Origin of the sequence: Micromonospora sp. NPDC050276, from assembly GCF_044459545.1 — a bacterium.
In the GTDB taxonomy this organism is placed as follows: domain Bacteria; phylum Actinomycetota; class Actinomycetes; order Mycobacteriales; family Micromonosporaceae; genus Micromonospora.
In genome coordinates this window covers 134008-157958 of the sequence record NZ_JBITJA010000004.1, presented here as the reverse complement: position 1 = coordinate 157958, position 23951 = coordinate 134008, and the positions used below count along the sequence as shown (strand labels likewise).

Below are 23951 nucleotides of genomic sequence, written 5' to 3'. Positions count from 1 at the left end.
GCCGTGCGCATCCTGCTGCTGTCCACCGCCGACACCGACCTGCTGGCCGCCCGCGCCAGCGGCGCCGACTACCGGTTGGCCAACCCCGCACGAGTCACCGCCGACGAGGTGCCTGCCCTCCTCGACGGGGTCGCCCTCGTCGTCGTACGCCTGCTCGGCGGTCGGCAGGCGTGGCCCGACGGCCTCGCCGCGGTGCTCGCCACCGGTGTGCCGACAGTCGTGCTCGGCGGCGAGGCGCTCCCCGACGCGGAGCTGATGGCCATCTCCACCGTGCCGTCCGGGGTCGTCACCCAGGCACTGGCGTATCTGGTCGAGGGCGGCCCGGACAACCTGGAGCAGCTGGCCCGGTTTCTTTCCGACACGGTGCTGCTCACCGGCGAGGGGTTCGCCCCGCCCGCGCCCACCCCGGCATACGGCGTGCACCGCGAGTACCCCACCAATCCGGAGCAGCCCACCGTGGGGATCGTCTTCTACCGGGCGCACGCCCTCGCTGGCAACACCGGGTTCGTCGACGTGTTGGCCGAGGCGGTGCGGACGGCCGGCGGCAACCCGCTGCCGATCTTCTGCGGCTCGCTGCGCGGGCTCGCCGCGGGCGCCGGTCCGTTCGAACTCTTCGCCCGCTGCGACGCGTTGCTGGTCACGGTGCTCGCGGCCGGCGGTGCGGTCGCCGCGGACGCCTCCGGTGGCGGCGACGAGGACGCCTGGGACGTCGGCGCCCTGGCCGCCCTGGAGGTGCCGATCATCCAGGCGCTCTGCCTCACCAGCACCCGAGCGCAGTGGGCCGGCAGCGACGCCGGGCTGTCCCCGTTGGACGCCGCCATGCAGGTGGCCATCCCCGAGTTCGACGGCCGGATCATCACCGTGCCGTTCTCGTTCAAGCAGATCGACTCCGACGGCCTCTCGGTCTACGCCGCCGACCCCGAGCGGGCCGCCCGGGTCGCCGGTATCGCGGTAGGCCACGCCCGGCTGCGGTACCTGCCCAACCCCGACAAGCGGATCGCCGTGGTCCTCAGCTCGTACCCCACCAAGCACTCCCGCGTCGGCAACGCCGTCGGGTTGGACACCCCGGTGTCGGCGGTCCGGTTGTTCGCCGCGCTGGCCGAGGACGGCTACGACCTGGGCGACGCGCCGCCGCCCACCGACGGGGACGCGTTGATCCACGCGCTGATCGCCGCCGGTGGTCACGACGTGGAGTGGCTCACCCCGGAGCAGTTGGCCGCCGCCGAGGCCCGGATACCGGGGCAGACCTACCGGCGCTGGTTCGACCAGGTCCCGACCGAACTGCGCCAGCGGATGCGGGAGCACTGGGGTGAGCCGCCCGGCGAGCTGTACACCGAGGGCGGCGACATCGTGCTCGCCGGGCTGCGCTTCGGCAACGTGGTGCTGCTGATCCAGCCGCCGCGCGGCTTCGGCGAGAACCCGATCGCCATCTACCACGACCCGGACCTGCCACCCAGCCACCACTACCTGGCCGCGTACCGCTGGTTGGCCGCGCCCGTCGCCGACGGCGGCTTCGGCGCGGACGCCGTGGTGCACCTGGGCAAGCACGGCACCCTGGAGTGGCTGCCCGGCAAGGGCCTCGGCCTGGCCGCCGACTGCGCGCCCGACGCGGTCCTCGGTGACCTGCCGCTGGTCTACCCGTTCATCGTCAACGACCCCGGCGAGGGCACCCAGGCCAAGCGGCGGGCGCACGCCGTGGTCATCGACCACCTCGTGCCGCCGATGGCCCGCGCCGAGACCTACGGCGACCTGGCCAAACTGGAGCAACTGCTGGACGAGTACGCCACCGTGCAGGCCCTCGACCCGGCCAAGGTGCCGACCGTACGGGCCCAGATCTGGGACCTGGTACGCGCCGCCGAACTGCACCACGACCTGCACGCCGAGGCGATGCCCGACGCGGACGACTTCGACGACTTCGTGCTGCACCTCGACGGGTACCTCTGCGAGGTCAAGGACGTACAGATCCGCGACGGGCTGCACATCCTCGCCGACGCGCCCACCGGCGAGCCACGGGTCAACCTGGTCCTCGCGGTGCTGCGCGCCCCGCAGATCTGGGGTGGCGCCCGTGCCCTGCCCGGCCTGCGGCAGGCCCTCGCCGTCGCGTACTCCCTCGACGAGCAGGAGCTGCTCGCGGCACCGGGACAACGACTGGCGCTGCCCCCAGCGCTCACCGACGTGGTGGACGGGCCGGCCGGCACCGCCGCCGACGCGATCGACCTCATCGAGGCCCTCGCCCGGCGGCTGGTCGTCGGCATGGAGACCCTGGACTGGGCTGTGGACACGGTCGACGACGTGGTCGCCGAGGTGACCGGTCAGCCGCTCCCGGACGTCGCGGCGGTCCTGCGCTTCGCCGCCACCGAGCTGGTGCCCCGACTGGACCGGACCACCGACGAGCTGACCCACACCCTCCGGGCGCTCGACGGGAGGTTCGTGCCGCCCGGCCCCTCCGGGTCACCCACCCGGGGCCTGGTCAACGTGCTGCCCACCGGCCGCAACTTCTACTCCGTCGACCCGAAGGCCATCCCCAGCCGCAACGCCTGGGACGTCGGGGTGGCCCTCGCCGACTCGCTGCTGGCCCGGCACCTCGCCGACACCGGCGCGTACCCCCGCTCGGTGGGGTTGACCGTGTGGGGCACCAGCGCCATGCGCACCCAGGGCGACGACATCGCCGAGGTGCTCGCGCTGCTGGGCTGCCGGCCGGTCTGGGACGACCGCTCCCGGCGCGTCACCGGCATCGAGGTGGTGCCGACCGCCGAGCTGGGCCGCCCCCGCGTCGACGTCACCGTGCGCATCTCCGGCTTCTTCCGCGACGCGTTCCCGCACGTCGTGGCCCTGCTCGACGACGCCGTCCGGCAGGTCGCCGCCCTGGACGAGCCGGCCGAGGAGAACTACCTGCGGGCGCACGTCGCCGCCGACCTCGCCGAGCACGGTGACGAGCGGCGGGCCACCGCCCGGATCTTCGGCTCCAAGCCCGGGGCGTACGGCGCGGGACTGCTGCCCCTGATCGACGCCCGGACCTGGCGCAGCGACGCCGACCTGGCCGAGGTGTACGCGGTGTGGGGCGGCTACGCGTACGGCCGAGGGCTGGACGGGCGGGAGGCACGCGCCGACATGGAACGCTCGTTCGCCCGGATCGCGGTGGCGGTGAAGAACCAGGACACCCGCGAACACGACATCGTCGACTCCGACGACTACTTCCAGTATCACGGCGGGATGGTGGCGATGGTCCGCCACCTCACCGGCACGTCACCGCAGGCGTACGTGGGTGACTCGGCGATGCCGCACGACGTGCGGACCCGCACGCTGGGCGAGGAGACCCGGCGGGTGTTCCGGGCCCGGGTGGTCAACCCGAAGTGGATCGCCGCGATGCGTCGGCACGGCTACAAGGGCGCGTTCGAGTTGGCCGCCACCGTGGACTACCTGTTCGGTTACGACGCCACCGCCGGCGTGGTCGACGACTGGATGTACGAGCACCTGGCCGCCGCGTACCTCTTCGACGAGACCACCCGGGAGTTCCTGGAGCGGTCCAACCCGTGGGCGTTGCGCGGCATCACCGAGCGGCTGCTGGAGGCCGCCGACCGAGGGCTGTGGGCCAAACCCGAGCCGGCCACCCTGGACCGGCTGCGCGACACGTACCTGGCCAGCGAGGGTGACCTGGAGGACCGGGCATGACCGAGACCGTCGCCACGTATCCGTTCAGTGCCGTGCTCGGCATGGCCGACATGCGGTTGGCGCTGCTGCTCAACGCGGTCTCCCCGGCGATCGGCGGGGTGCTGGTCCGGGGCGAGAAGGGCACCGCCAAGTCCACCGCCGTCCGGGCCCTCGCCGCGCTGCTGCCCCCGGTGCGCCGGGTGGCCGGCTGCCGCTTCGGCTGTGACCCGGCCGAGCCCGACCCGGCCTGCCCGGACGGCCCGCACCCGGCCGACGTCGCCGCCGAGACCCGCCCGGCCCGCCTCGTCGAGCTGCCAGTCGGCGCCGCCGAGGACCGGGTGGTCGGCGCACTGGACCTGGAGAAGGCGATCGGCGAGGGGGTCCGCGCCTTCGAGCCGGGCCTGCTCGCCGCCGCGCACCGGGGGGTGCTCTACGTCGACGAGGTCAACCTGCTGCACGACCACCTCGTCGACCTGCTGCTGGACGCGGCGGCGATGGGCCGCAGCCACGTCGAGCGGGAGGGTGTCTCGGTCAGCCACGCGGCCCGGTTCCTGCTGGTCGGCACGATGAACCCGGAGGAGGGTGAGCTGCGCCCGCAGCTACTCGACCGGTTCGGGCTCACCGTGGAGGTGGGCGCCAGCCGGGACCCGGAGGTCCGGGTCGAGGTGGTCCGCCGCCGGCTCGCCGCCGACGCCGACCCGATCGGCTTCGCCGCCCGCTGGGCCGACGCCGACGCGCAGATCGCCGCGCAGGTGGCCGCCGCCCGCCGCCGGCTTCCCGGAGTACGACTACCGGACGCCGCGTTGCGGCAGATCGCCGAGGTGTGTGCGGCGTTCGACGTGGACGGGATGCGCGCCGACATCGTGACCGCCCGTACCGCCCTCGCCCACGCCGCCTGGCACGGCCGGGACCGGGTCACCATCGACGACGTCCGGGTGGCCGCCCGGCTGGCCCTGCCGCACCGCCGCCGGCGCGACCCGTTCGACACCCCGGGGTTGGACGAGAAGCACCTCGACGAGGCGTTGCAACGCGCCCAGGACGCCCACCCCGACGACCCGGACGACGACGGTCCACCCGACGGTGGTCCCGGCGGGCCAGGCCCCGACGGCGGCGGCCCGAGCGGTGGCTCCGGTGGGCACGGCCTCGACGGGGACGGGCCGGACGCGCGGGACCTCGACGACAGCGACGGCGGCGGCCCGGGCGACGGGGACGGTCGTGGTCGTGGCCGGGACCGGCGCGGCTCCGACGGCGCTCGGGACGCGCGTGCCACCGCTGCCGCGGACGGGGGCTCCGGCGGGGAGCCAACCGCCAACGCCGGCGCGGACGAGCCCGGCGGCTGGCCGGAGGACGACAGCCGGGGCGGGCGCCGCCAGCGGGCCGAGGGTGGCGGACCGAACGGCAGAGCTGCCGGCGATGCCCAGGGCCGGGCCGGCGATCAGCCGGTGGCCGTACCCCGGGGTGGGTTGACGGCACGGATGCTCACCGCGCCCGGCGTGGGTGACGGGGTGCCGGGCCGACGGTCGCGGGCCCGCACCGGGCGGGGCCGCACCACCGGCGCCCGGATGCCGGCGGGCCGGGTCGGCGCGCTGCACCTGCCGGCCACCATCCGTGCCGCCGCGCCACACCAGGCGGCCCGGGGGCGGCTCACCGGCCCGCTCCGGCTGCGCCGCGACGACGTCCGCGAGGCGGTTCGCGAGGGGCGCGAGGGCAACCTGGTGCTGTTCGTGGTGGACGCCAGCGGCTCGATGGGCGCCCGGCAGCGGATGGCCACCGTGAAGGACGCGGTGCTCGCCCTGCTCACCGACGCGTACCAGCGGCGCGACAAGGTCGCGGTGATCGCGTTCCGGGGTGCCGGCGCCCGGACCCTGCTGCCGGCGACCTCGTCGGTGCTGGCCGCCTCGACCCGGCTGGCCGAGCTGCCGACCGGTGGGCGTACGCCGCTGGCCGAGGGGCTGCTCGCGGCCGCCGACCTGCTGCGGGTGGAGCGCCTGCGTGACCCGAAGCGCCGCCCGCTGGTCCTCATCGTGACCGACGGCCGCGCCACCGCCGGCACCCGCCCGCTGGACCGGGCCGCGGCAGCGGCAGCCGTCCTGGCGGCCACCGGCGCCCCCTGCGTCGTCGTCGACTGCGAGACCGGCCCCGTCCGCCTCCACCTAGCCACCCGCCTGGCAACCCAACTAGGTGCCCCAAGAACCCCCCTAGAGTCCCTAACCCACCCCCACCCCCACCGCCGCGATCTTGCACTTCCTGTCGCGGCATAACGGGGCGAAGTGCGTATATGACCAGCAGAAACTGCAAGATCGCGGGACACACGGACGCGGGATGGGGGATGGGCTGATGCCGCAGGGACAACCGAGCATGGTGCCTGCCGACGGGTTGACGACCCGGCAGCGGCGGCACCGGCCACTGCTGATGGTCCACACCGGACAGATGAAGGGGAAGTCGACGGCGGCCTTCGGGTTGGCGTTGCGGGCCTGGACGGCCGGTCTACCGGTCGGGGTGTTCCAGTTCGTCAAGAGCGCCAAGTGGCGGGTGGGGGAGGAGACCGCCTTCCGGGCGCTCGGCGACGTGCACGAGCGCACCGGTCAGGGCGCGCCGGTGGCCTGGCACAAGATGGGCGAGGGCTGGTCGTGGATCCAGCGCGGCGGGGAGGCCGACCACGCCGCCGACGCCCTGGAGGGCTGGCGGCAGATCCAGCGGGACCTGGCCGCCGAGCGCTACGGGCTGTACGTGCTGGACGAGTTCACCTACCCGATGAAGTGGGGCTGGGTGGACGTCGACGAGGTGGTCGCCACACTGGCCGACCGGCCCGGCTTCCAACACGTCGTGATCACCGGTCGGGACGCCGACCCGCGTCTGGTCGCCGCCGCCGACCTGGTGGCCGAGCTGACCAAGGTCAAGCACCCGATGGACGCCGGCCAGAAGGGCCAGAAGGGCATCGAGTGGTGAGCACGCCCTGGCCGCTGCCCCGGGTGGTGGTCGCCGCGCCGGCCAGCGGGCACGGCAAGACGACGGTGGCCACCGGGCTGCTCGCCGCGCTGCGCCGACGTGGCCTGACGGTCAGCCCGCACAAGGTCGGCCCGGACTACATCGACCCCGGCTACCACGCCCTCGCCGCCGGGCGGGCCGGGCGCAACCTCGACCCGTTCCTGGTCGGGGCCGACCGGATCGCCCCGCTGCTGCGACGCGGCGCGAGCGTCCCCACGCCCGCCGACATCGCCGTCATCGAGGGCGTCATGGGCCTGCACGATGGCGCGGTGGGCCGCCGCGACTTCGCCTCCACCGCGCACGTCGCCCGGCTCCTCGACGCACCCGTGTTGCTGGTGCTGGACACCACCGCGCAGGGCCGCTCGGCCGCCGCGCTCACCCTCGGCATGGCCGCGTTCGACCCGGCGGTACGCATCGGCGGGGTGATCCTCAACCGGGTCGGCTCGCCCCGGCACGAGACGCTGCTGCGCGACGCGCTCGCCGAGGTGGGCGTACCGGTGCTCGGGGCGGTCACCCGCGCCGCCGAGGTGGCCGCGCCGGCCCGGCACCTCGGGCTGGTGCCGGTCGCCGAGCGGGCACCCGAATCCGTCGCGATCGTCACCGCGCTCGCCGAGCTGGTCGAGGCCACCGTGGACCTCGACGCCGTGCTCGCCCTGGCCCGGACCGCCCCGCCGCTGACCACCCCGGCGTGGGATCCGGTCGCCGCCGTCGGCGGGCCGGTCGGTGTCGAGCGACCCCGGGTCGCGCTCGCCGGTGGTCCGGCCTTCACCTTCTCGTACGCGGAGACCACCGAACTGCTCGCCGCGGCCGGCGCGGACGTCGTCACCGTCGACCCGCTGCGCGACCCGGCGCTGCCCACCGGCACCCGCGCGGTGGTGATCGGCGGCGGTTTCCCCGAGGCGTACGCCGAGGCGCTGGCCGACAACACCGCGCTCCGCGCCGAGCTGGCCGACTTCGACGGGCCGATCGTGGCGGAGTGCGCCGGGCTGCTCTACCTCGGGCGGTCCCTCGATGGCGTACCCATGTGCGGCCGGCTGGACCTGACCGCCCGGATGACCGGCCGGCTCACCCTTGGCTACCGCGAGGCTCTGGCCGCCACCGACTCGCCGGTGGCCCGCGCCGGCGAGCCGGTACGTGGTCACGAGTTCCACCGCACCAGCACCGACCCGGGGCACGGCGCGACACCGGCCTGGCGCTGGAACGACGCGCCGCACGGCTTCGTCGCCGGCGGCGTGCACGCGTCCTACCTGCACACCCACTGGGCCGGGCACCCCGCCGCGGCGCGCCGCCTGGTCGAGGCGTGCCGATGAGCGCCGGCGCCACGCTCACCGGGATCGGCGTCGGCCCCGGAGACCCGGAACTGCTCACCCTCAAGGCGGTGCGGCTGCTGCGCGAGGCCGACCTGGTCTTCGTACCCGTGATGGCGGACCGGGTCGAACCCACCGCGACCACCGGTCCGACACCGCCGGGTGCGGGCGCCGGGCGGGCCGAGGTGACCGTGCGGTCGCACGTCGCGGCGGACCGGCTGCGCCGGCTGCCGTTCGCCCTCGACGACCGGGGTGGGGTGACCGCCCGCCGGGTCGCGGCCTGGGACGACGCGGCCCGGGTGGTGGTCGAGGCGATCGACGCGGGCGCGCACTCCCTGGCCTTCGCCACCATCGGCGACCCCAACGTCTACTCCACCTTCGGGTACCTGGCGCAGAGCGTCCGCGCGCTGCGCCCGGCGGTGCGGGTGGCGACCGTGCCCGGCGTCACCGCCATGCAGGAGTTGGCGGCACGCAGCGGCACTCCGCTCTGTGAGGGACGCGAACCGCTCACCCTGCTGCCGGCCACTGCGGGCCTGGCGCTCTTCGCCGACGCCCTCGCCGGGCCGGGCACCGTGGTCGCCTACAAGGGCTGGCGGCGGCACCCGGCACTGCTCGCCGAACTGCGCCGGCAGGGCCGCCTCGCCGACGCGGTGCTCGGACGCAGCCTGGGGCTGCCCGGTGAACGGATCGGGCCGGTCGACGACACCGAGCACGACCTGCCGTACCTGTCGACGCTGCTGGTTCCGGCCCGCCGCGAACACCGAGGAGGAAAGCTGTGACCAGCGACGGCAAGGTGTGGTTCGTCGGCGCCGGCCCCGGGGCGGCGGACCTGCTGACCCTGCGGGCCGCCCGGGTGATCGCCGAGGCGGACATCGTGATCTGGGCGGCCAGCCTGGTGCACGCCGACGTGCTCGAGCACGCCCGCACCGACGCGGAGATCGTCGACTCGTCGCAGTTGCCCATCGAGGGTGTGTTGCCGCTCTACCAGCGGGCCGCCACCCGGGGGCTGACCGTGGCCCGGATCCACTCCGGCGACCCGGCGCTCTGGGGTGCGGTGCAGGAGCAGCTGGACCTGTGCCGGGCGCTCGAACTGGCCGTCGAGATCGTGCCCGGGGTCTCCTCGTTCACCGCCGTCGCGGCGATCGTCGGGCGGGAGCTGACCGTGCCCGAGGTGGCCCAGTCGGTCATCCTCACTCGCCTCGAAGGCGGCAAGACCCCGATGCCGCCCGGTGAGCGGGTTCGCGACTTCGCCCGGCACGGCACCACGATGGCGCTGTTCCTCTCCGCCGCCCGCTCCGGCCAGGTACAGGCCGAACTGCTGGCCGGCGGCTACCCCGAGGACACCCCGGCCGTGGTGGCGTACCAGGCGACCTGGCCCGACGAACTGGTGGTGCGCTGCACGGTCGGCACCCTCGAAGCGACGGTCAAGCAGCACAAGCTGTGGAAGCACACGCTGTTCCTGGTCGGGCCGGCGCTCGCCGCCGAGGGCACCCGCTCGCACCTGTACCACCCCGGGCACTTCCACACCTTCCGCCGGGCCGAGCCGGCCGCCCGTGCCGAGCTGCGCCGCCAGGCCGGCGCCCGTACCGGGGGGACCGCCACACCGGGGCACACACCATGACGTACGCCGAGCCGCCGCTGCGCGAGCCGGACCTGCCGCGTACCGCGAAGGTCCGGCCCACCGCACTGCGCACCGGCTGGACCACCGGCGCGTGCGCGACGGCGGCGGCCAAGGCCGCGGTCACCGCGCTGGTCACCGGCACCAGCCAGCAGGAGGTGGAGATCGGCCTGCCGGCCGGACGCCGGGTGCGTTTCCCGGTCGAACGCTGTGAGCTGACCGGCACCCCACCGGCGCGCGCCGAAGCGGTCGTGGTCAAGGACGCCGGCGACGACCCGGACGTCACCCACGGGGCCGAGCTGACCGCCACCGTGAACTGGACCGACGTTCCCGGCCTGCGACTCGCCGGTGGCGCCGGCGTCGGCACGGTCACCAAGCCCGGCCTCGGCCTCGAGGTCGGCGGTCCGGCGATCAACGACACCCCCCGGCGGATGATCGGCGAGGCGGTGGCCGAGGTGGTCGACCTGAGCGAGGTCGGTGTCCGCGTGGTGATCAGCGTGCCCCGGGGCGAGATCATGGCCCGCAAGACCACCAATCGTCGGCTCGGCATCCTGGGCGGCATCTCGATTCTCGGCACCACCGGGATCGTCCGCCCCTTCTCCACCGCGTCCTGGCGGGCCAGCGTCGTGCAGGCCGTGCACGTGATGGCCGCCCAGGGCGAACGCACGGTGGTGCTCTGCACCGGCGGGCGTACCGAGCGGGCCGCCCGCGCGCTCCTGCCCGACCTGCCCGAGGTCTGCTTCGTCGAGGTCGGCGACTTCACCGGGGCCGCGGTGACCGCCGCGGTGGGCGACGCGATGACCTCGGTGGTCTTCGTCGGCATGGCCGGCAAGCTCGCCAAACTCGCGGCCGGCATCCTGATGACCCACTACACCCGCTCCAAGGTGGACCTCTCCCTGCTCGGCGCGGTGACCGCCGACGCCGGTGGTGACCCGGCGCTGGTCGCCGCCGTGACCGAGGCGAACACCGGGCGGCACGCGTACGAGCTGTGGGAGGCCGCCGGGCTCCTCGGCCCGGCCGGTGACCTGCTCTGTCAACGGGTCCGCGACGTGCTGCGGCGCTTCGCCGGGCCGACGGTCACCGTGGACGTGGCGATGGTCGACTTCGCCGGAGCGCACGTGGTCGCGTCGTCCGGCCGGTGGCCCCGATGACACCGACGGCCCCGGTGACCGGGGTGACCGTGGTCGGGCTGGACGCCGCGGGCGCCCCGCCGCATCCCGCGCTCGCACCGGTGCTGGCCACCGCCGGGCTGGTGGTCGGGGCCGCCCGACACCTGGCCGCGGTGCCCGTACCGGTCGGCGCGGACACCATCGCCCTCGGGCCGCTCGCCCCCGCCCTGCGTCGGCTGGCCGAGGCCGTCGCCGCCGGGGTGCCCGCCGTGGTGCTGGCCAGCGGCGATCCGGGCCTGTTCGGCATCGTCCGGCGGCTGCGCACGGCCGGGCTGCCGCTGCGGGTGGTGCCGGCGGTGTCCAGTGTGGCCGCCGCGTTCGCCCGCGCCGGGCTGCCCTGGGACGGCGCGGCCGTGGTCACCGCGCACGGGCGCGACCCCCGAGCCGCCCTGAACGCCTGCCGGGCGCTGCCACTGGTCGCGGTGCTCACCGCGCCCGGCGCCGGCGCGGCCGAGCTGGGCGCCGGCCTGGTCGGCTGGTCCCGCCGCCTGCTGGTCGCCGAGCACCTGGGCACCGGTGCCGAGCGGATCCGCGCGGTGACCCCCGAGCAGGCCGCCGCCGAGACCTGGGCCGACCCGCACGTCCTGCTCAGCCTCGCCGACGCTGCACCGCCCCCGGCCGCGCCCGCAGACACCGGGTCCCCCTGGTCCGCCGACGCCGCGGCCGATCGGGGCGCGGCCGGCGAGATGCGTGCCGACAACCAGCCGGCCGCCGCGCCGGCTGGCGGCTGGGCGTTGCCGGAGACCCGGTACGCCCACCGCGACTCCATGATCACGAAGTCGGAGGTGCGCGCGCTCGTCGTCGCCCGGCTGCGCCCCCGACTGGGCCGGCTGATCTGGGACGTCGGTGCGGGCAGCGGCTCGGTCGGCATCGAGTGCGCGCTGCTCGGCGCGGCCGTGCTCGCCGTCGAGCGGGACCCCGAGGCCGGCGCGACCATCCAGGCCAACGCCACCGCGCACGCGGTGAGCCTGCGGCTCGTTCCCGGACGTGCCCCGGCGGCGCTGGCCGACCTGCCCGAGCCCGACGCGGTCTTCGTCGGCGGTGGCGGCGCCGACGTCCTCGCCGCCGTGCTGGCCCGCCAACCCGAGCGGGTGGTGCTCACCCTGGCCGCACTGGACCGGGTCGCGCCGGCCGTGGGCCTCCTGCGCGCCGCCGGCTACACGGTCGAGGGCAGCCAGCTCTCCGCCGCCCGTCTCGCCGACCTGCCCGGCGGGTCGATCCGCCTCGCGGCCACCAACCCGGTGGTCGTCCTCACCGGGGAGCGCCCGTGACCGACCAGAACCCGCCAGCCCGGATCGGCCTGGTGGCGGCCACCGCCGCCGGCCGCCGGCACGCCGACACCCTGGCCGCCGCCTGGTCGCACGCCCGGCTGGTCCGGGGCGAGACCGTCGCCGACGCGCTGCGTGCCGCCTGGGCCGACTCGGACGCGGTGATCGCGTTCCTCGCCACCGGGGCGGTGGTACGGGTCCTCGCGCCGCTGCTCGACGACAAGCGCACCGACCCGGCGGTGGTGGTCGTCGACGAGGCGGCCCAACATGCCGTCGCACTGCTCGGCGGGCACGCCGGCGGCGGCAACGCGCTCGCCGAGCGGGTCGCCGCGCTGCTGGACGCCCAACCGGTGATCACCACCGCCACCGACGCGGTCGGCCTGCCGGGGCTGGACACCCTCGGCTGGCCCGTGCAGGGCGCGGTCGCCGCGGTGTCCCGGGCCATCCTGGACGGCGAGCCGGTTCGGCTGATCGCCGACGCCGACTGGCCGTTGCCCGCCCTGCCCCCGAACGTTCGGGCGGCCGATGCCGACAACACCGCCGGCAGCGCGGCCGACGAGGACACGCCGGACGACGGGTATCGGCTGCTGGTCACCGACCGGGTGGTGTCGCTCGACGAGCGGACCGCCGTGCTGCGGCCACCGTCGCTGGTCGCGGGCGTGGGCGCCAGTCGGGGCGTACCCGCCGCCGAGGTGGCGGAGCTGCTGCACCGGGTGCTGGCCGAGGCCGGTCTCGACCCGGCGAGCCTGCGCTGCCTGGCCAGCGCCGACGTCAAGGCCGACGAGGCGGGCATCCGCAGCACCGCCGACGCGCTCGGCGTACCCCTGGTGACCTGGCCGGCGACGCGGCTGGCGGCGGTCGACGTGCCGCACCCCAGCGAGGTGGTCCGCGCCGCGGTCGGCACGCCGAGCGTGGCGGAAGCCGCCGCCCTGCTCGGCCCGGACGGCCGTCCGGACGACGCGACGCTGCTGGTGGGGAAGACCGCGACCGCGATGGCCACGGTGGCGGTGGCCCGGCACGCGCCGCGCGGCCGGCTGGCCGTGGTCGGTCTCGGACCGGGCGCCGCCGATTTGCGCACCCCCCGCGCGGTCGCCGAGCTGCGGCGCGCCGCCGTGGTGGTCGGCCTGGACCAGTATCTCGACCAGGTCCGCGACGTGCTCCGCCCGGGGACCCGGGTGCTGTCCAGCGGGCTCGGGGCGGAGGAGGCACGGGCCCGCGCCGCGGTGGCCGAGGCCGCCGCCGGCCGGGCGGTCGCGCTGATCGGCTCCGGCGACGCCGGGGTGTACGCGATGGCCAGCCCCGCCCTCGAGTACGCCGACGAGCGCATCGACGTGGTGGGCGTGCCCGGCGTCACCGCCGCGCTGGCGGCCGGCGCGCTACTCGGCGCGCCGCTCGGCCACGACCACGCCTACCTGAGCCTGTCCGATCTGCACACTCCGTGGGAGGTCATCGAGCGGCGGGTGACCGCCGCCGCCGAGGGTGACTTCGTGACGCTGTTCTACAACCCGCGCAGCCGGGCGCGCGACTGGCAGCTCGGCAAGGCGCTCGGCATCCTCGCCGCGCACCGGCCACCGGACACGCCGGTGGGTGTGGTGCGCAACGCCAGCCGCCCCGGCGAACGGGTACACCTGGCGACCCTGGCCACGCTCGACCCGGCCGTAGTCGACATGTACAGCGTCGTGGTGGTCGGCAGCAGCGACACGAGGCTGGTCGCCGGCCGGATGGTGACACCCCGGGGGTACCGGTGGCGATCGTGACCATCGACGCCTGCCAGGGCTGCGGCGCCTGCCTGCTCACCTGCCCCACGCACGCGATCCGCCCGGTCGCCGGTGGCCTCACCGTCCGCGCCGACCGGTGCACCGGCTGCCTGGAGTGCCTGGAGGTCTGCCCGGTCGACGCGATCCGCGTGCTCGACCCCATGGAAACCGGAGGTGCCCGATGAGCCGGGCCGTGCACCCGATCGAGGCCGAGTCGTACCGCATCCTGCGCGAGCGGGTCGACCTGTCGCACCTGCCGCCGCTGACCCGCGCGGTGACCGAGCGGGTGGTGCACGCCAGCGCCGACCTCGCGTACGTCGACGACCTGGTCTGCGACGAGGCCGCCCTTAGGGCCGGCCTGGCCGCGCTGCGCGCCGGGGCGCCCGTGGTCACCGATGTGGCGATGGTCGCCGCCGGCATCACCCGGGCCGGCCTGGAACTGGTCTGCCCGGTCGCCGAGCCGGCCGCCGCCGACCTGGGCCGCTCGGCCGGCATCACCCGCTCGGCGGCGGCCGTGCGGATCGCCCTGCGACGGGTCGGCCCCGGGGCGGTCTGGGTGGTCGGCTGCGCACCCACCGCGCTCGTCGAACTGCTCACCCTGAACGCCGCGCCGGCGCTGGTCGTCGGCCTGCCGGTCGGCTTCGTGGGTGCCGCCGAGTCGAAGGCGGCGCTGCGGGCCAGCGGCCTGCCCGCCGTGTCCAACGTGGGGGAGAAGGGTGGCTCGGCGGTCGCCGCCGCCGCCCTCAACGCCCTGCTCTACGTCGAGGAGAAGTCATGACCGGGTTGGTCATCGTCGGGCACGGTACGCGCAGCGCGGCCGGGGTCGACCAGTTCACCGCCCTCGTGCGGCGGGTCCGCGCTCGCGGGGACATCGGCGACGTCGAGGGCGGCTTCATCGAGCTGTCCCGCCCACCGCTGACCGACGCGGTCGGCGCGCTCGTCGCCCGCGGGCACCGGGCCCTCGTCGCGCTGCCGCTGGTGCTCACCGGCGCCGGCCACGGCAAGGGCGACATCCCCGCCGCGATGGCCCGCGAGCAGCAGCGCCACCCTGGGCTCACCTACCGCTACGGCCGTCCGCTCGGCCCCCACCCGCTGCTGCACGAAGCCCTCGAACAGCGCATCGACGCGGCACTGGCCGGTGCCGACCGGGCTGGCACGGAGCTGGCGGGTGCCGACCGGGCTGGCACGGAGCTGGCGGGTGCCGACCGGGCTGGCACGGAGCTGGCGGGTGCCGACCGGGCTGGCACATGGGTGGCGTTGATCGGGCGGGGGTCCACCGACCCGGACGCCAACGCCGAGGTCGCCAAGGTCGCCCGGCTGCTCTGGGAGGGGCGCGGCTACGCGGGCGTGGAGCCGGGGTTCATCTCCCTGGCGCAACCGTCGGTGCCGGCCGTGCTGGAGCGGCTGCGTCGCCTCGGCGCGCGGCGGATCGTGGTGGCGCCGTACTTCCTGTTCGCCGGAGTGCTGCCCGACCGGATCGTGGCCCAGTCGGCGGAGTTCGCCGCCGCCCACCCCGACCTGGACGTCCGCGTCGCCGAGGTGATCGGCGACTGTGACGCCCTCGCCGACCTCGTCCTGGAGCGGTACGCCGAAGCGCTGGGCGGGGACATCCGGATGAACTGCGACACCTGCGCGTACCGGGTGCTGATGCCCGGCTTCGCGGACAAGGTAGGTCGTCCGCAGCGCCCGCACGACCACCCCGACGACCCGGTCGGTGGCCACCACCACCATCACCACGGGCACGACCATCACCACGCCGACCACGAGCACGGCCACGGTTCGGTCGCGGTGGTCGGCGGCGGACCCGGACCCGACGACCTGATCACGGTACGCGGCAAGGCGCTGCTCGACGCGGCGGACGTCGTGGTGGTCGACCGACTCGCCCCGCAGGGGTTGCTCGCCAAGCTGCGCCCCGACGTGCTGGTGGTCGACGCCGCGAAGGTGCCCCGTGGCCCGTCGATGGCGCAGGACGCGATCAACGAGGCCCTCGTCTCGCACGCCCGCGCCGGTCGCCGGGTGGTCCGGCTCAAGGGTGGTGACCCGTACGTCTTCGGGCGCGGCCACGAGGAGGTGCAGGCCTGCGCGGCGGCCGGCGTGCCGGTGACGGTGGTCCCCGGGGTGAGCAGCGCCCTCGCCGCACCGGCCCTCGCCGGCGTGCCGGTGACGCACCGCGGCGTGGCGCACGACGTCACCGTCGTGTCCGGGCACCTGCCGCCCGGGCACCCCGACTCGCTGGTCGACTGGGCCGCGCTGGCCCGGGCCCGGGGCACCGTCGTGCTGCTGATGGCCGTCGACACCATCGCCAAGATCGCGACCGTGCTGATCGAGCACGGTCGCGCCCCGGAGACCCCGGTGCTGGCCGTGCAGGACGCCGGGCTGCCCGACCAGCGGTCCGTGCCCGCCCGGCTGGACGAGATCGGCGCGGTCGCCGCCCGGGAGGGCATCGGCCCGCCCGCCGTCTTCGTCCTCGGCCCGGTGGTGGCACTCACCACCACCGGGCCGGCGGTCTGACGACTACTCGCTGCGGGCGGTCTCCGGCCCGGTGATGCGTTCCAGCAGCGGCAGGGTGGAGGCGATGACCCCGAGGCAGGCTGCCAACCCGACGACGACGATCGCGTAGAAGCGCGGTTCCGGCGCGACGAGCGTGTAGTCCATCTGCGCCCGCAGGAACAGGTGGGCGGCGAGCAGGCCCATGCCGATGGCGACGGCGGCGACGGCGAGCATCGGTACGGCGCTCTCCAGCGCCACCACCCGACGCAGGACCCGCACCGGCGCGCCGCTGAGGCGCAGCAGGCTGAACGGGCGTCGGCGTTCGGTGAGACCGCCGATCACGCTGACCGCGAGGCTGCACCCGCCGAGCGCGAGGCTGGCCACGATGACGACGTTGGCCAGCTGTTCCCAGCCGCGCAGCGTGTCGGCGAAGTCCGACTCGAAGTCGCCGGGCACGTTCGGCCCCACCCAGAACGTCGGATAGGCGATCTCCAGTACGGTGCGGACGCGCTCGATGGCGGCGGAGGACCCGTCGGTACCGACGACCATCGCCCCGACCGGTAGCCGCTGGAGTGCGTCGAGGGTGAGCGACGCGGCGGGCCAGACCGTCGCGGGCGACGCCGACTCCCGCCAGCGGCTGAGGCCCAACGGCACCTCGATGACGCTCGCGCCGCCGGCGCACCGCCCGTACGCGCTCGGGAGGTCGGTGCACGCGATCACGCCCACCTCGCCGGAGTCGGTCATCACCGGGTTCTCCCGGATGGCGGTCGCGGACCGCACCCCGCTGATCGCCCGCAGTTCGGCGACGAGCGTGTCGGGCACCGACGGCACCTTCTCGTCGAAGACGGTGGTCACCGTGCCCGCGTCGGTCGAGCCGGTGGGGGCCGGGCCGCGATTGCCGACGATCGTGGTGATCACGCCGACGGCCACGCTCGTCACGAAGAGCGCGAGCATGATGCCGCTGATCGCCCGGAAGCCGGCCTTCGGGTTGTCGGCGAGGCGACGCGCGGCGATGAGGGTGGCCGGGCGGTTGGCGTAGCGGGCCAGCACCCGGGCACCGACCATCGTCAACCACGGACCGGCGAAGACCAGGCCGGCCATGATGAGCAGCAGGCCGGGCAGGAACACCGCGGCCTGGCCGTCGGACGTCTCGGGCCGGAAGCCGATGGCGAAGACCAGCACGGCCACGCCGAGCACCATCGGGATCAGCCGGTACGCGCGCGGCGCGCGGGGGGTGACCCGGCGGGTGACGCCCAGCGGCGAGATGCGTACGCGGCGCAGCGAGACCTGGGCCGCCAGCGCCGCCCCGGCCGGGACGCCGAGCGCCACCAGCAGGACGTCCAGCAGGCCGAGGGACATGTCACTGGGGAAGAACGGCATGCCGGTGAACGGGATGCCCGCGAGCGGGGCGCGGAAGGCGTAGAACAGCGCGAAGCCGACGGCGGTGCCGGCGACGGCGGCGGCGGCCGCCTCCACCGCGGCGACCAGGGAGATCTGCCGGGGTGTCGCGCCGACCAGGCGCATCGCGGCGAAGCGCTGTTCCCGCCGGGCGGCGCTGAGCCGGGTGGCGGTGCCGATGAAGATCAACACCGGGAACAGCAACCCGCCGGCGGTCACGCCCAGGATGAGGTTCACCGTGGCCTCGGGGAGGGCGGGGGCGTCGCCGACGTGGGTGACCTGCTGCGCGTTGGGCAGCTTGGCGACCTGCTCGGGGGTGCCGCCGGCGATGACGAGCAGGGTGTCCGGCGAGGTCAGCGCGGCCGGAGCAACGGTGCCGAGGTCACGCCCCGGGTAGCGGTCGCCCAGTTGATCGGCTGGGTGGGCGGCCAGCAGGTCGCGGAACGCGGGCGAGGCGTAGTACTCGTCGGGGCCGGGGATGGTCGGGACACCAACCGGGGTGGGCGCGGTCGAGCCGGTCGCGGCGACGTCGATCCGAATGATCTGCTTACCGTGGAAGTAGTCCTGCCGGTTCGACCACCACAGCGGGTCGGCCTCGCTGGCGGAGGCGTTCGGATACATCGAGGCGTACCGGGTGAGCTGGGCGTTGACGGCGTTGACCCCGGCGAGGGTGGTCAGCAGCAGCCCGCTGCCGATCGCGACGGCGGCGGCGATGACGATCAGCCGGGTGAGCGCCTCACGGCCGCCGGCCACGGCGAGGCGGAGCCCGAAGCGGATCATGAGGCGATCCGGTCCGGCGCGTTCACGCGCCCGTCGCGGACCATGACCTCACGGTCGGCGTACGCCGCGATCCGCGGCTCGTGGGTGACCAGGATGACCGTGGTGCCCTGCTCGCGGGCGGCGCCGACCAGCAGGTCCATCACCTGCTCGCCGGTGAGCGAGTCGAGCGCGCCGGTCGGCTCGTCGGCGAAGAGGACCTGCGGTTCGGCGACCAGGCCGCGGGCCAGGGCGACGCGTTGCGCCTGCCCGCCGGACAGCTCACCGGACCGCCGCTGCTCCAGGCCGTCCAGGCCGAGGCGCGCGAACCAGGCCCGCGCCTTCGGCAGCGCCTGCTTCCGGCCCACCCCGCTGAGCAGCAGCGGCAGGGCGACGTTCTCCACCGCGGTGAGCTCGGGGACGAGTTGACCGAACTGGAACACGAAACCGAACCGGTCCCGGCGCAGGCTGCTGCGCTCGGTCTCAGCCATGGCGTGCACCGGGGCCCCGTCGAAGAGGATCTCGCCGGAGTCGGGCACCAGGATGCCGGCCAGGCAGTGCAGCAGGGTGGACTTGCCCGAGCCGCTGGGGCCCATGACGGCGAGGACCTCGCCCGCCTCCACGGCGACGCTGGCGCCGCGCAGGGCGGGGGTCTGGCCGAAGGAGAACTTCACGTCATGCGCTTCGATCACGACGCTCACGGCCGCACCTCTTTCCGCAGGGCGTCCAGTCGGGCGCCGGTCATCTCGATCCACCGGAGGTCCGCCTCCAGGTGGTACAGGCCGTGGTCGGCGAGCAGCGCGTCGACCAGGCTGCCGGCGCGCTTGATCTCGGTCAGCTCACGCATCCGTCGCAGGTGCGCGCTGCGCTGGGTGTCGAGGTAGTCCGCGGCCGGTCGGTCCAGCATCAGCGCGAGCACGACCTTGGCGAACAGCACCGTCTGCAGGTGCGGTTCCGGGTCGACCGGCTGGGTCAGCCACTGCTCGACCTCGGTCGCGCCGACGTCGGTGATGATGTAGCGCTTGCGGTCGGGGCCGGAGCCGGGGGCGACGTCGCTGATCACCACCTTGCCGTCGCGGGCCAGTCGGCTGAGGGTGGAGTAGACCTGGCCGAACGGCAGTGGCTTGCCCCGGCCGAAGAAGGCGTCGTAGTCGCGCTTCAGGTCGTAACCGTGGCTGGGCTCCCGTTCGAGGAGGCCGAGAAGAGTCAGTGGCACGCTCATGCGAGGAGACTACACCGAGGGTATACCTCGCGTATATACACTCGGTGTGTTCGACTGCCTGATCCAGTCGGCGGTGTCGATGACGCCGGTGCCGAGCAACGCGCTGACCGCCGGGCCGGCCGGCCACCCGGTGTGGACGCCGAGCAGCAGCGACCCGGCCTCGGGGTCGGTACGCGGCTCGAACTTCTCTGGCACGACTCGTCAGCGCGGTGCCGGCGACAGTGGCGTCAGCGTACGGCCGCGACGGCGGCGTCCGGGCCGCCTCGCCACACCGTGCCGACCTCGCTGAAGCCGGCCGCGGTGAGGGCGGCCAGGTGCCAGGAGACCGGCGGGTTCCACTCGGGGCTGTGGCCGGTCGGGTAGATGGTCCGCCGCTCGGCGACCAGCGGCGCGAGCGCGGGATCGGCGCCGGCCCGCTCCCACCAGTCCGACCAGGACAGCATCGAGCCGGCAGCGTACCGGGCGTTGCGCCGGTCCCGGGCCCGGTCCATCAGCCGCTTGGTCAGCCCCGGCAGGGCGTCGTCCGGCATGTGGTCGGCGTTGACGAAGACGCCGCCGGGGCGCAGCACGTCGCGCAGCTCGGCGTAGAGCTGGCTGAGGCGGTCGGCCGGCAGCCAGTGCAGTGCGGTGGCGGTGAGCACGGCGTCGTAGTCGCGGTGGGGGAGCGTGGCGCGCCACTCGGGGCTGCCGAGGTCGGCCGAGACGATGGTGGCCCGGTCCGCCAGCGAGGCGCCAGCGATGGCGAGCAGCGCCGGATCGAGGTCGACCAGGGTCGCCTGGGCGGCGGGGAAGCGCGCCAGCGTGCGCAGCGAGATGGTGCCGGTGCCGCCGGCCAGGTCGAGCACACGTGGCGGGCGACCGTCGAGGACCGCGTCGACGGTGTCGAGCATCGCCGTGAACCGGTGCTCCCGGTCCGGTAGGTACGCCTCCTGCTGGCGGTCCCAGCTCTCCTGCCAGGCCCAGGGATCCACAATGTAAGGACTCATAGCGATCAGGCTAGTTACGGCACGAGCGCGTTGTCCAGACCTTGTTGCACATCTTTTGCAACTGCGAGATGATGGCAGGGCGATGATCAGAGCGACGCCGGGCCGGGTGTCCGCCCGGCCCGGCGTTGTCCCTCCGGTGGGTCAGACCGTCGTGTCCACCAGGGCGTTATCGGCCGCCGCCGGCTCGTCGCGGCGGGCCAGTCGCAATGCGGCGAGCAGGACGCCCAGGCCGGCCAGGGTGAGCGCGGCGCCGGCCCAGATCGGCGAGGTGTAGCCGAAACCGGCGGCGATGGTCACACCGCCGATCCAGGCGCCCAGCGCGTTGCCGAGGTTGAACGCCGCGATGTTCGCCCCGGACGCCAGGGTCGGCGCCTCGTGGGCGTACCGCATGATCCGCATTTGCAGTGGCGGCACGGTGGCGAAGCCGAACCCACCCATCAACACCAGCGCGACGATGGTCAGCACCGGGTTCGTGGCGGTCAGCGCGAAGCCGACGAGCACCACGGTGAGCACCGCCAGCACGGTGACCAGGGTGCGCGACAGGGACCGGTCCGCCGCCCGGCCGCCGAGCAGGTTGCCGGCGAAGAGCCCCACGCCGAAGAGGACGAGCAGCCACGGCACGGTGCTGCTGGCGAAGCCGCTGACCTCGGTGAGCGTGTAGGCGATGTAGGTGAACGCGCCGAACATCCCGCCGAAGCCCAAGACGGTGATCACCAGGGAGAGCCAGACCTGCGCGTGGGTGAAGGCCCCCAGCTCGCCGCGCAGCCCGCCGGCCGGGCGGTCGGCGGTGGCGGTGGCGCGACCCGGGATGAGCAGGGCCAGCCCGATCAGAGCCACCACCCCGATGGCGGTGATCGCCCAGAACGTCGACCGCCAGCCGAAGTGCTGCCCGAGGAAGGTGCCGAAGGGCACACCGAGCACGTTCGCGATGGTCAGGCCGGCGAACATCATGGCGATGGCGCCCGCCCGGCGAGCCGGCGCGACCAGGCCGGCGGCCACCACGGCGCCGATGCCGAAGAACGCGCCGTGGCACAGCGCCGCGACGATCCGGCCGGCCATCATCACGGCGTAGTCGCCGGCGACGGCGGAGAGCAGGTTGCCGATGATGAAGAGAACCATCAGGCCGAGCAGCACCGGTTTGCGCGGCAGTCGGGTGACCGCCGCGGTGAGGACGACCCCGCCGACGGCCACGCTGAGCGCGTAGCCGGAGATCAACCAGCCGGCGACCGGCTCGGTGACCGCGAAGTCGGCGGCCACCTCGGGCAGCAGCCCCATGATCACGAATTCGGTGAGCCCGATGCCGAAGGCGCCGATGGCCAGCGCGATCAGGCCGGGCGGCAGGGACTTTTGGCGTACGGACATGGTCTTCCCATCCGGGAGGGGTCAGATATGCGGCGCATGCAACTACAGGCGTCAGCAACGAAATACTTGCACACGCTTTATATCGGCGCAAGCGTGATAGCGTGGGGCCATCCAGATCACACCCCGGAGGCCGGCATGGGCATCGCCGACGACGCCGTCGAGATCCGCGCGCAGGGCTGGCGCACCCTCGCCGCCCTGCACGGGCTGATCGAGACGTCCCTGGAACGGGCGTTGCAGACCGGCCACGACCTGTCCGTCGTCGAGTACACGGTGCTCGACGCGCTCTCCCGGCAGGATGGCTGGCACATGCGGATGAGCCAGCTCGCCCGCGCCGCGGCGCTGTCCGGCAGCGCCACTACCCGCCTGGTCACCCGACTCGAGCAGCGCGGGCTGCTCACCCGCATCCTCTGCGCCGACGACCGGCGCGGCATCTACACCGAGCTGACCTCGGCCGGCGACGCGCTGCTCGCCCAAGCCCGCCCCACCCACGACCGGGTGCTCACCGACGCGCTCGCGGCGGCGGAGGCCACCCCCGAGCTGGCCCCGCTGGTCGACGCCCTGCACCGGCTGCCGGCCGGCCGCTGACCGCCTACCGGCGCGGGCGTACCGTACCGGCAGCCCTACCGGGACCGCCGCGCCAAGGAGGCAGCCGATGCAGGACCGCACCCCTCGTCGGGAGGAGCTGGAGCCCATCGAGCGGGCCGGCATCGACGAGCTGCGCGCCCTGCAACGCGACCGACTGCGCTGGTCGCTGCGGCACGCGTACGACAACGTGCCGCACTACCGCCGGGCGTTCGACGCGGCCGGGGTGCACCCCGACGACTGCCGGGATCTCGACGACCTGGCCCGCTTCCCGTTCACCGGCAAGGCCGAGCTGCGGGAGAACTACCCGTTCGGGATGTTCGCCGTACCCCGGGAGCGGGTGGCGCGTCTGCACGCCTCGTCCGGCACCACCGGCCGCCCGACGGTGGTCGGCTACACCCGTGACGACCTGCGCACCTGGGCACGCCTGATGGCCCGCTCGATCCGCGCCTCCGGTGGCCGTCCCGGCGACCGGGTGCACGTCGCGTACGGCTATGGGCTCTTCACCGGCGGCCTGGGCGCGCACTACGGGGCCGAGGAGCTCGGGTGCACGGTCATCCCGGTCTCCGGGGGCATGACCGAGCGGCAGGTGATGCTGATCCGCGACTTCGAGCCTGAGGTCATCATGGTGACGCCCAGCTACCTGCTGGCCATCGTCGACGAGATGCGCCGCCAGGGCATCGACCCTCGCGCCACCTCGTTGCAGGTGGGCATCTTCGGTGCGGAGCCGTGGACCGAGGACATGCGCCGGGAGATCGAGCAGCAGCTGGACATCCACGCCGTCGACATCTACGGGCTCTCCGAGGTGATGGGTCCCGGCGTGGCGACCGAGTGCGTCGAGACCAAGGACGGGCTGCACCTCTGGGAGGACCACTTCTATCCGGAGATCATCGACCCGGTCACCGGGGCGGTGCTGCCCGACGGCGAGCGGGGCGAGCTGGTGCTGACCTCCCTGACCAAGGAGGCGATGCCGGTCGTGCGCTACCGCACCCGCGACCTGACCCGGCTGCTGCCCGGCACCGCCCGGCCGATGCGCCGGATCGAGAAGATCACCGGTCGGACCGACGACATGATGATCCTGCGTGGGGTGAACATCTTCCCCACCCAGATCGAGGAGCTGATCCTGCGGACCCCGCAGTTGTCGCCGCACTTCCAGTGCGTCCTCGATCGAAAGGGCCGGTTGGACACCCTGACGGTGCGGGTGGAACGCCGGGCCGACGTCACCGTCGACGCGGCCGAGCGGGCCGGTGCCACGCTGGTGCAGTTGGTGAAGAACACCATCGGCGTGAGCGTCGCCGTCGACGTCCTCGCGCCGGACACGGTGGAACGGTCGATGGGCAAGATGCGCCGGATCGTCGACCAGCGGCCCGCCTCGATGGCGTCGTCGACATAGGATC

Annotated in this window: 19 protein-coding genes and 1 pseudogene; 14 read left to right on the top strand and 6 right to left on the bottom strand. The window is 74.6% G+C overall.

Annotated features, from left to right (window positions below; all coding sequences use genetic code 11):
- Window positions 1–3 precede the first annotated feature (3 nt).
- From cobN to cobA, 12 genes and pseudogenes are all read left to right on the top strand, one after another.
- On the top strand, window positions 4–3672 hold the full coding sequence (gene cobN, locus ACIBF8_RS09625; protein WP_396781967.1) for a cobaltochelatase subunit CobN: 3669 nt from the start codon (window positions 4–6) through the stop codon (window positions 3670–3672).
- Window positions 3673–3683: 11 nt separating this feature from the next.
- Window positions 3684–5912 (top strand): annotated as a pseudogene (locus ACIBF8_RS09620) (VWA domain-containing protein); the annotation flags it as partial.
- A gap of 76 nt (window positions 5913–5988) precedes the next feature.
- Window positions 5989–6600: a cob(I)yrinic acid a,c-diamide adenosyltransferase gene (cobO, locus tag ACIBF8_RS09615; RefSeq protein ID WP_396781965.1), complete on the top strand. Its 612-nt coding sequence runs from the start codon at window positions 5989–5991 to the stop codon at window positions 6598–6600.
- Window positions 6594–7949, top strand: coding sequence for a cobyrinate a,c-diamide synthase (locus tag ACIBF8_RS09610; RefSeq protein ID WP_396781963.1), 1356 nt, complete (start codon window positions 6594–6596; stop codon window positions 7947–7949). The genes cobO and ACIBF8_RS09610 overlap by 7 nt, the downstream gene beginning before the upstream one ends.
- A complete protein-coding gene (cobI, locus tag ACIBF8_RS09605) occupies window positions 7946–8725 on the top strand; it encodes a precorrin-2 C(20)-methyltransferase (RefSeq protein ID WP_396781961.1) in 780 nt (259 codons plus the stop codon). The genes ACIBF8_RS09610 and cobI overlap by 4 nt, the downstream gene beginning before the upstream one ends.
- Window positions 8722–9567, top strand: a complete 846-nt coding sequence (gene cobM / locus ACIBF8_RS09600; RefSeq protein WP_396781960.1) for a precorrin-4 C(11)-methyltransferase — start codon at window positions 8722–8724, stop codon at window positions 9565–9567. The genes cobI and cobM overlap by 4 nt, the downstream gene beginning before the upstream one ends.
- Entirely contained in the window at window positions 9564–10715 is a 1152-nt protein-coding gene (locus tag ACIBF8_RS09595; protein WP_396781958.1) for a cobalt-precorrin-5B (C(1))-methyltransferase, read from the top strand. The genes cobM and ACIBF8_RS09595 overlap by 4 nt, the downstream gene beginning before the upstream one ends.
- Window positions 10712–12004, top strand: a complete 1293-nt coding sequence (gene cbiE / locus ACIBF8_RS09590) for a precorrin-6y C5,15-methyltransferase (decarboxylating) subunit CbiE (protein WP_396781957.1) — start codon at window positions 10712–10714, stop codon at window positions 12002–12004. The genes ACIBF8_RS09595 and cbiE overlap by 4 nt, the downstream gene beginning before the upstream one ends.
- Window positions 12001–13758, top strand: a complete 1758-nt coding sequence (gene cobJ, locus ACIBF8_RS09585) for a precorrin-3B C(17)-methyltransferase (protein WP_396781955.1) — start codon at window positions 12001–12003, stop codon at window positions 13756–13758. The genes cbiE and cobJ overlap by 4 nt, the downstream gene beginning before the upstream one ends.
- Window positions 13746–13943 (top strand): DUF362 domain-containing protein, encoded by a 198-nt coding sequence (locus ACIBF8_RS09580; protein WP_396781954.1) that lies wholly within the window; start codon window positions 13746–13748, stop codon window positions 13941–13943. The genes cobJ and ACIBF8_RS09580 overlap by 13 nt, the downstream gene beginning before the upstream one ends.
- Window positions 13940–14536, top strand: coding sequence for a precorrin-8X methylmutase (locus tag ACIBF8_RS09575; RefSeq protein ID WP_396781953.1), 597 nt, complete (start codon window positions 13940–13942; stop codon window positions 14534–14536). The genes ACIBF8_RS09580 and ACIBF8_RS09575 overlap by 4 nt, the downstream gene beginning before the upstream one ends.
- The gene (gene cobA, locus ACIBF8_RS09570; protein WP_396781951.1) at window positions 14533–16269 is read left to right on the top strand and encodes a uroporphyrinogen-III C-methyltransferase; all 1737 of its coding nucleotides are present in this window, start codon (window positions 14533–14535) and stop codon (window positions 16267–16269) included. Before ACIBF8_RS09575 ends, cobA begins: the two co-directional genes overlap by 4 nt.
- Before the next feature lie 3 nt (window positions 16270–16272).
- On the opposite strand, the gene ACIBF8_RS09565 is transcribed toward cobA, so the two are convergent.
- The 6 genes from ACIBF8_RS09565 to ACIBF8_RS09540 all read right to left on the bottom strand — a co-directional run bounded on the left by ACIBF8_RS09565 (window position 16273) and on the right by ACIBF8_RS09540 (window position 21972).
- Entirely contained in the window at window positions 16273–18426 is a 2154-nt protein-coding gene (locus ACIBF8_RS09565; RefSeq protein WP_396781950.1) for an FtsX-like permease family protein, read from the bottom strand.
- Entirely contained in the window at window positions 18423–19103 is a 681-nt protein-coding gene (locus ACIBF8_RS09560; protein WP_396781949.1) for an ABC transporter ATP-binding protein, read from the bottom strand. The genes ACIBF8_RS09565 and ACIBF8_RS09560 overlap by 4 nt, the downstream gene beginning before the upstream one ends.
- A complete protein-coding gene (locus tag ACIBF8_RS09555; RefSeq protein ID WP_396781948.1) occupies window positions 19100–19624 on the bottom strand; it encodes a PadR family transcriptional regulator in 525 nt (174 codons plus the stop codon). Before ACIBF8_RS09555 ends, ACIBF8_RS09560 begins: the two co-directional genes overlap by 4 nt.
- Before the next feature lie 9 nt (window positions 19625–19633).
- The gene (locus ACIBF8_RS09550; protein ID WP_396781947.1) at window positions 19634–19819 is read right to left on the bottom strand and encodes a hypothetical protein; all 186 of its coding nucleotides are present in this window, start codon (window positions 19817–19819) and stop codon (window positions 19634–19636) included.
- Between the two features lie 32 nt (window positions 19820–19851).
- Entirely contained in the window at window positions 19852–20610 is a 759-nt protein-coding gene (locus ACIBF8_RS09545) for a class I SAM-dependent methyltransferase (RefSeq protein ID WP_396781946.1), read from the bottom strand.
- 141 nt (window positions 20611–20751) lie between these two features.
- The gene (locus ACIBF8_RS09540) at window positions 20752–21972 is read right to left on the bottom strand and encodes an MFS transporter (protein WP_396781945.1); all 1221 of its coding nucleotides are present in this window, start codon (window positions 21970–21972) and stop codon (window positions 20752–20754) included.
- 135 nt (window positions 21973–22107) lie between these two features.
- Here ACIBF8_RS09540 and ACIBF8_RS09535 point away from each other — a divergent pair, with 135 nt between their 5' ends.
- On the top strand, window positions 22108–22557 hold the full coding sequence (locus ACIBF8_RS09535; protein WP_396781944.1) for a MarR family winged helix-turn-helix transcriptional regulator: 450 nt from the start codon (window positions 22108–22110) through the stop codon (window positions 22555–22557).
- Window positions 22558–22624: 67 nt separating this feature from the next.
- Window positions 22625–23947: a phenylacetate--CoA ligase PaaK gene (paaK, locus tag ACIBF8_RS09530; protein WP_396781942.1), complete on the top strand. Its 1323-nt coding sequence runs from the start codon at window positions 22625–22627 to the stop codon at window positions 23945–23947.
- Window positions 23948–23951 lie beyond the last annotated feature (4 nt).

Bases quoted from the DNA above. Each gene is read 5' to 3' on its own strand.
- cobO (WP_396781965.1), top strand. From the start codon at position 5,989: ATGCCGCAGGGACAACCGAGCATGGTGCCTGCCGACGGGTTGACGACC.
- cobI (WP_396781961.1), top strand. From the start codon at position 7,946: ATGAGCGCCGGCGCCACGCTCACCGGGATCGGCGTCGGCCCCGGAGAC.
- ACIBF8_RS09595 (WP_396781958.1), top strand. From the start codon at position 9,564: ATGACGTACGCCGAGCCGCCGCTGCGCGAGCCGGACCTGCCGCGTACC.
- cbiE (WP_396781957.1), top strand. From the start codon at position 10,712: ATGACACCGACGGCCCCGGTGACCGGGGTGACCGTGGTCGGGCTGGAC.
- ACIBF8_RS09575 (WP_396781953.1), top strand. From the start codon at position 13,940: ATGAGCCGGGCCGTGCACCCGATCGAGGCCGAGTCGTACCGCATCCTG.
- cobA (WP_396781951.1), top strand. From the start codon at position 14,533: ATGACCGGGTTGGTCATCGTCGGGCACGGTACGCGCAGCGCGGCCGGG.
- ACIBF8_RS09565 (WP_396781950.1), bottom strand. From the start codon at position 18,426: ATGATCCGCTTCGGGCTCCGCCTCGCCGTGGCCGGCGGCCGTGAGGCG.
- ACIBF8_RS09555 (WP_396781948.1), bottom strand. From the start codon at position 19,624: ATGAGCGTGCCACTGACTCTTCTCGGCCTCCTCGAACGGGAGCCCAGC.
- ACIBF8_RS09545 (WP_396781946.1), bottom strand. From the start codon at position 20,610: ATGAGTCCTTACATTGTGGATCCCTGGGCCTGGCAGGAGAGCTGGGAC.
- ACIBF8_RS09540 (WP_396781945.1), bottom strand. From the start codon at position 21,972: ATGTCCGTACGCCAAAAGTCCCTGCCGCCCGGCCTGATCGCGCTGGCC.
- ACIBF8_RS09535 (WP_396781944.1), top strand. From the start codon at position 22,108: ATGGGCATCGCCGACGACGCCGTCGAGATCCGCGCGCAGGGCTGGCGC.
- paaK (WP_396781942.1), top strand. From the start codon at position 22,625: ATGCAGGACCGCACCCCTCGTCGGGAGGAGCTGGAGCCCATCGAGCGG.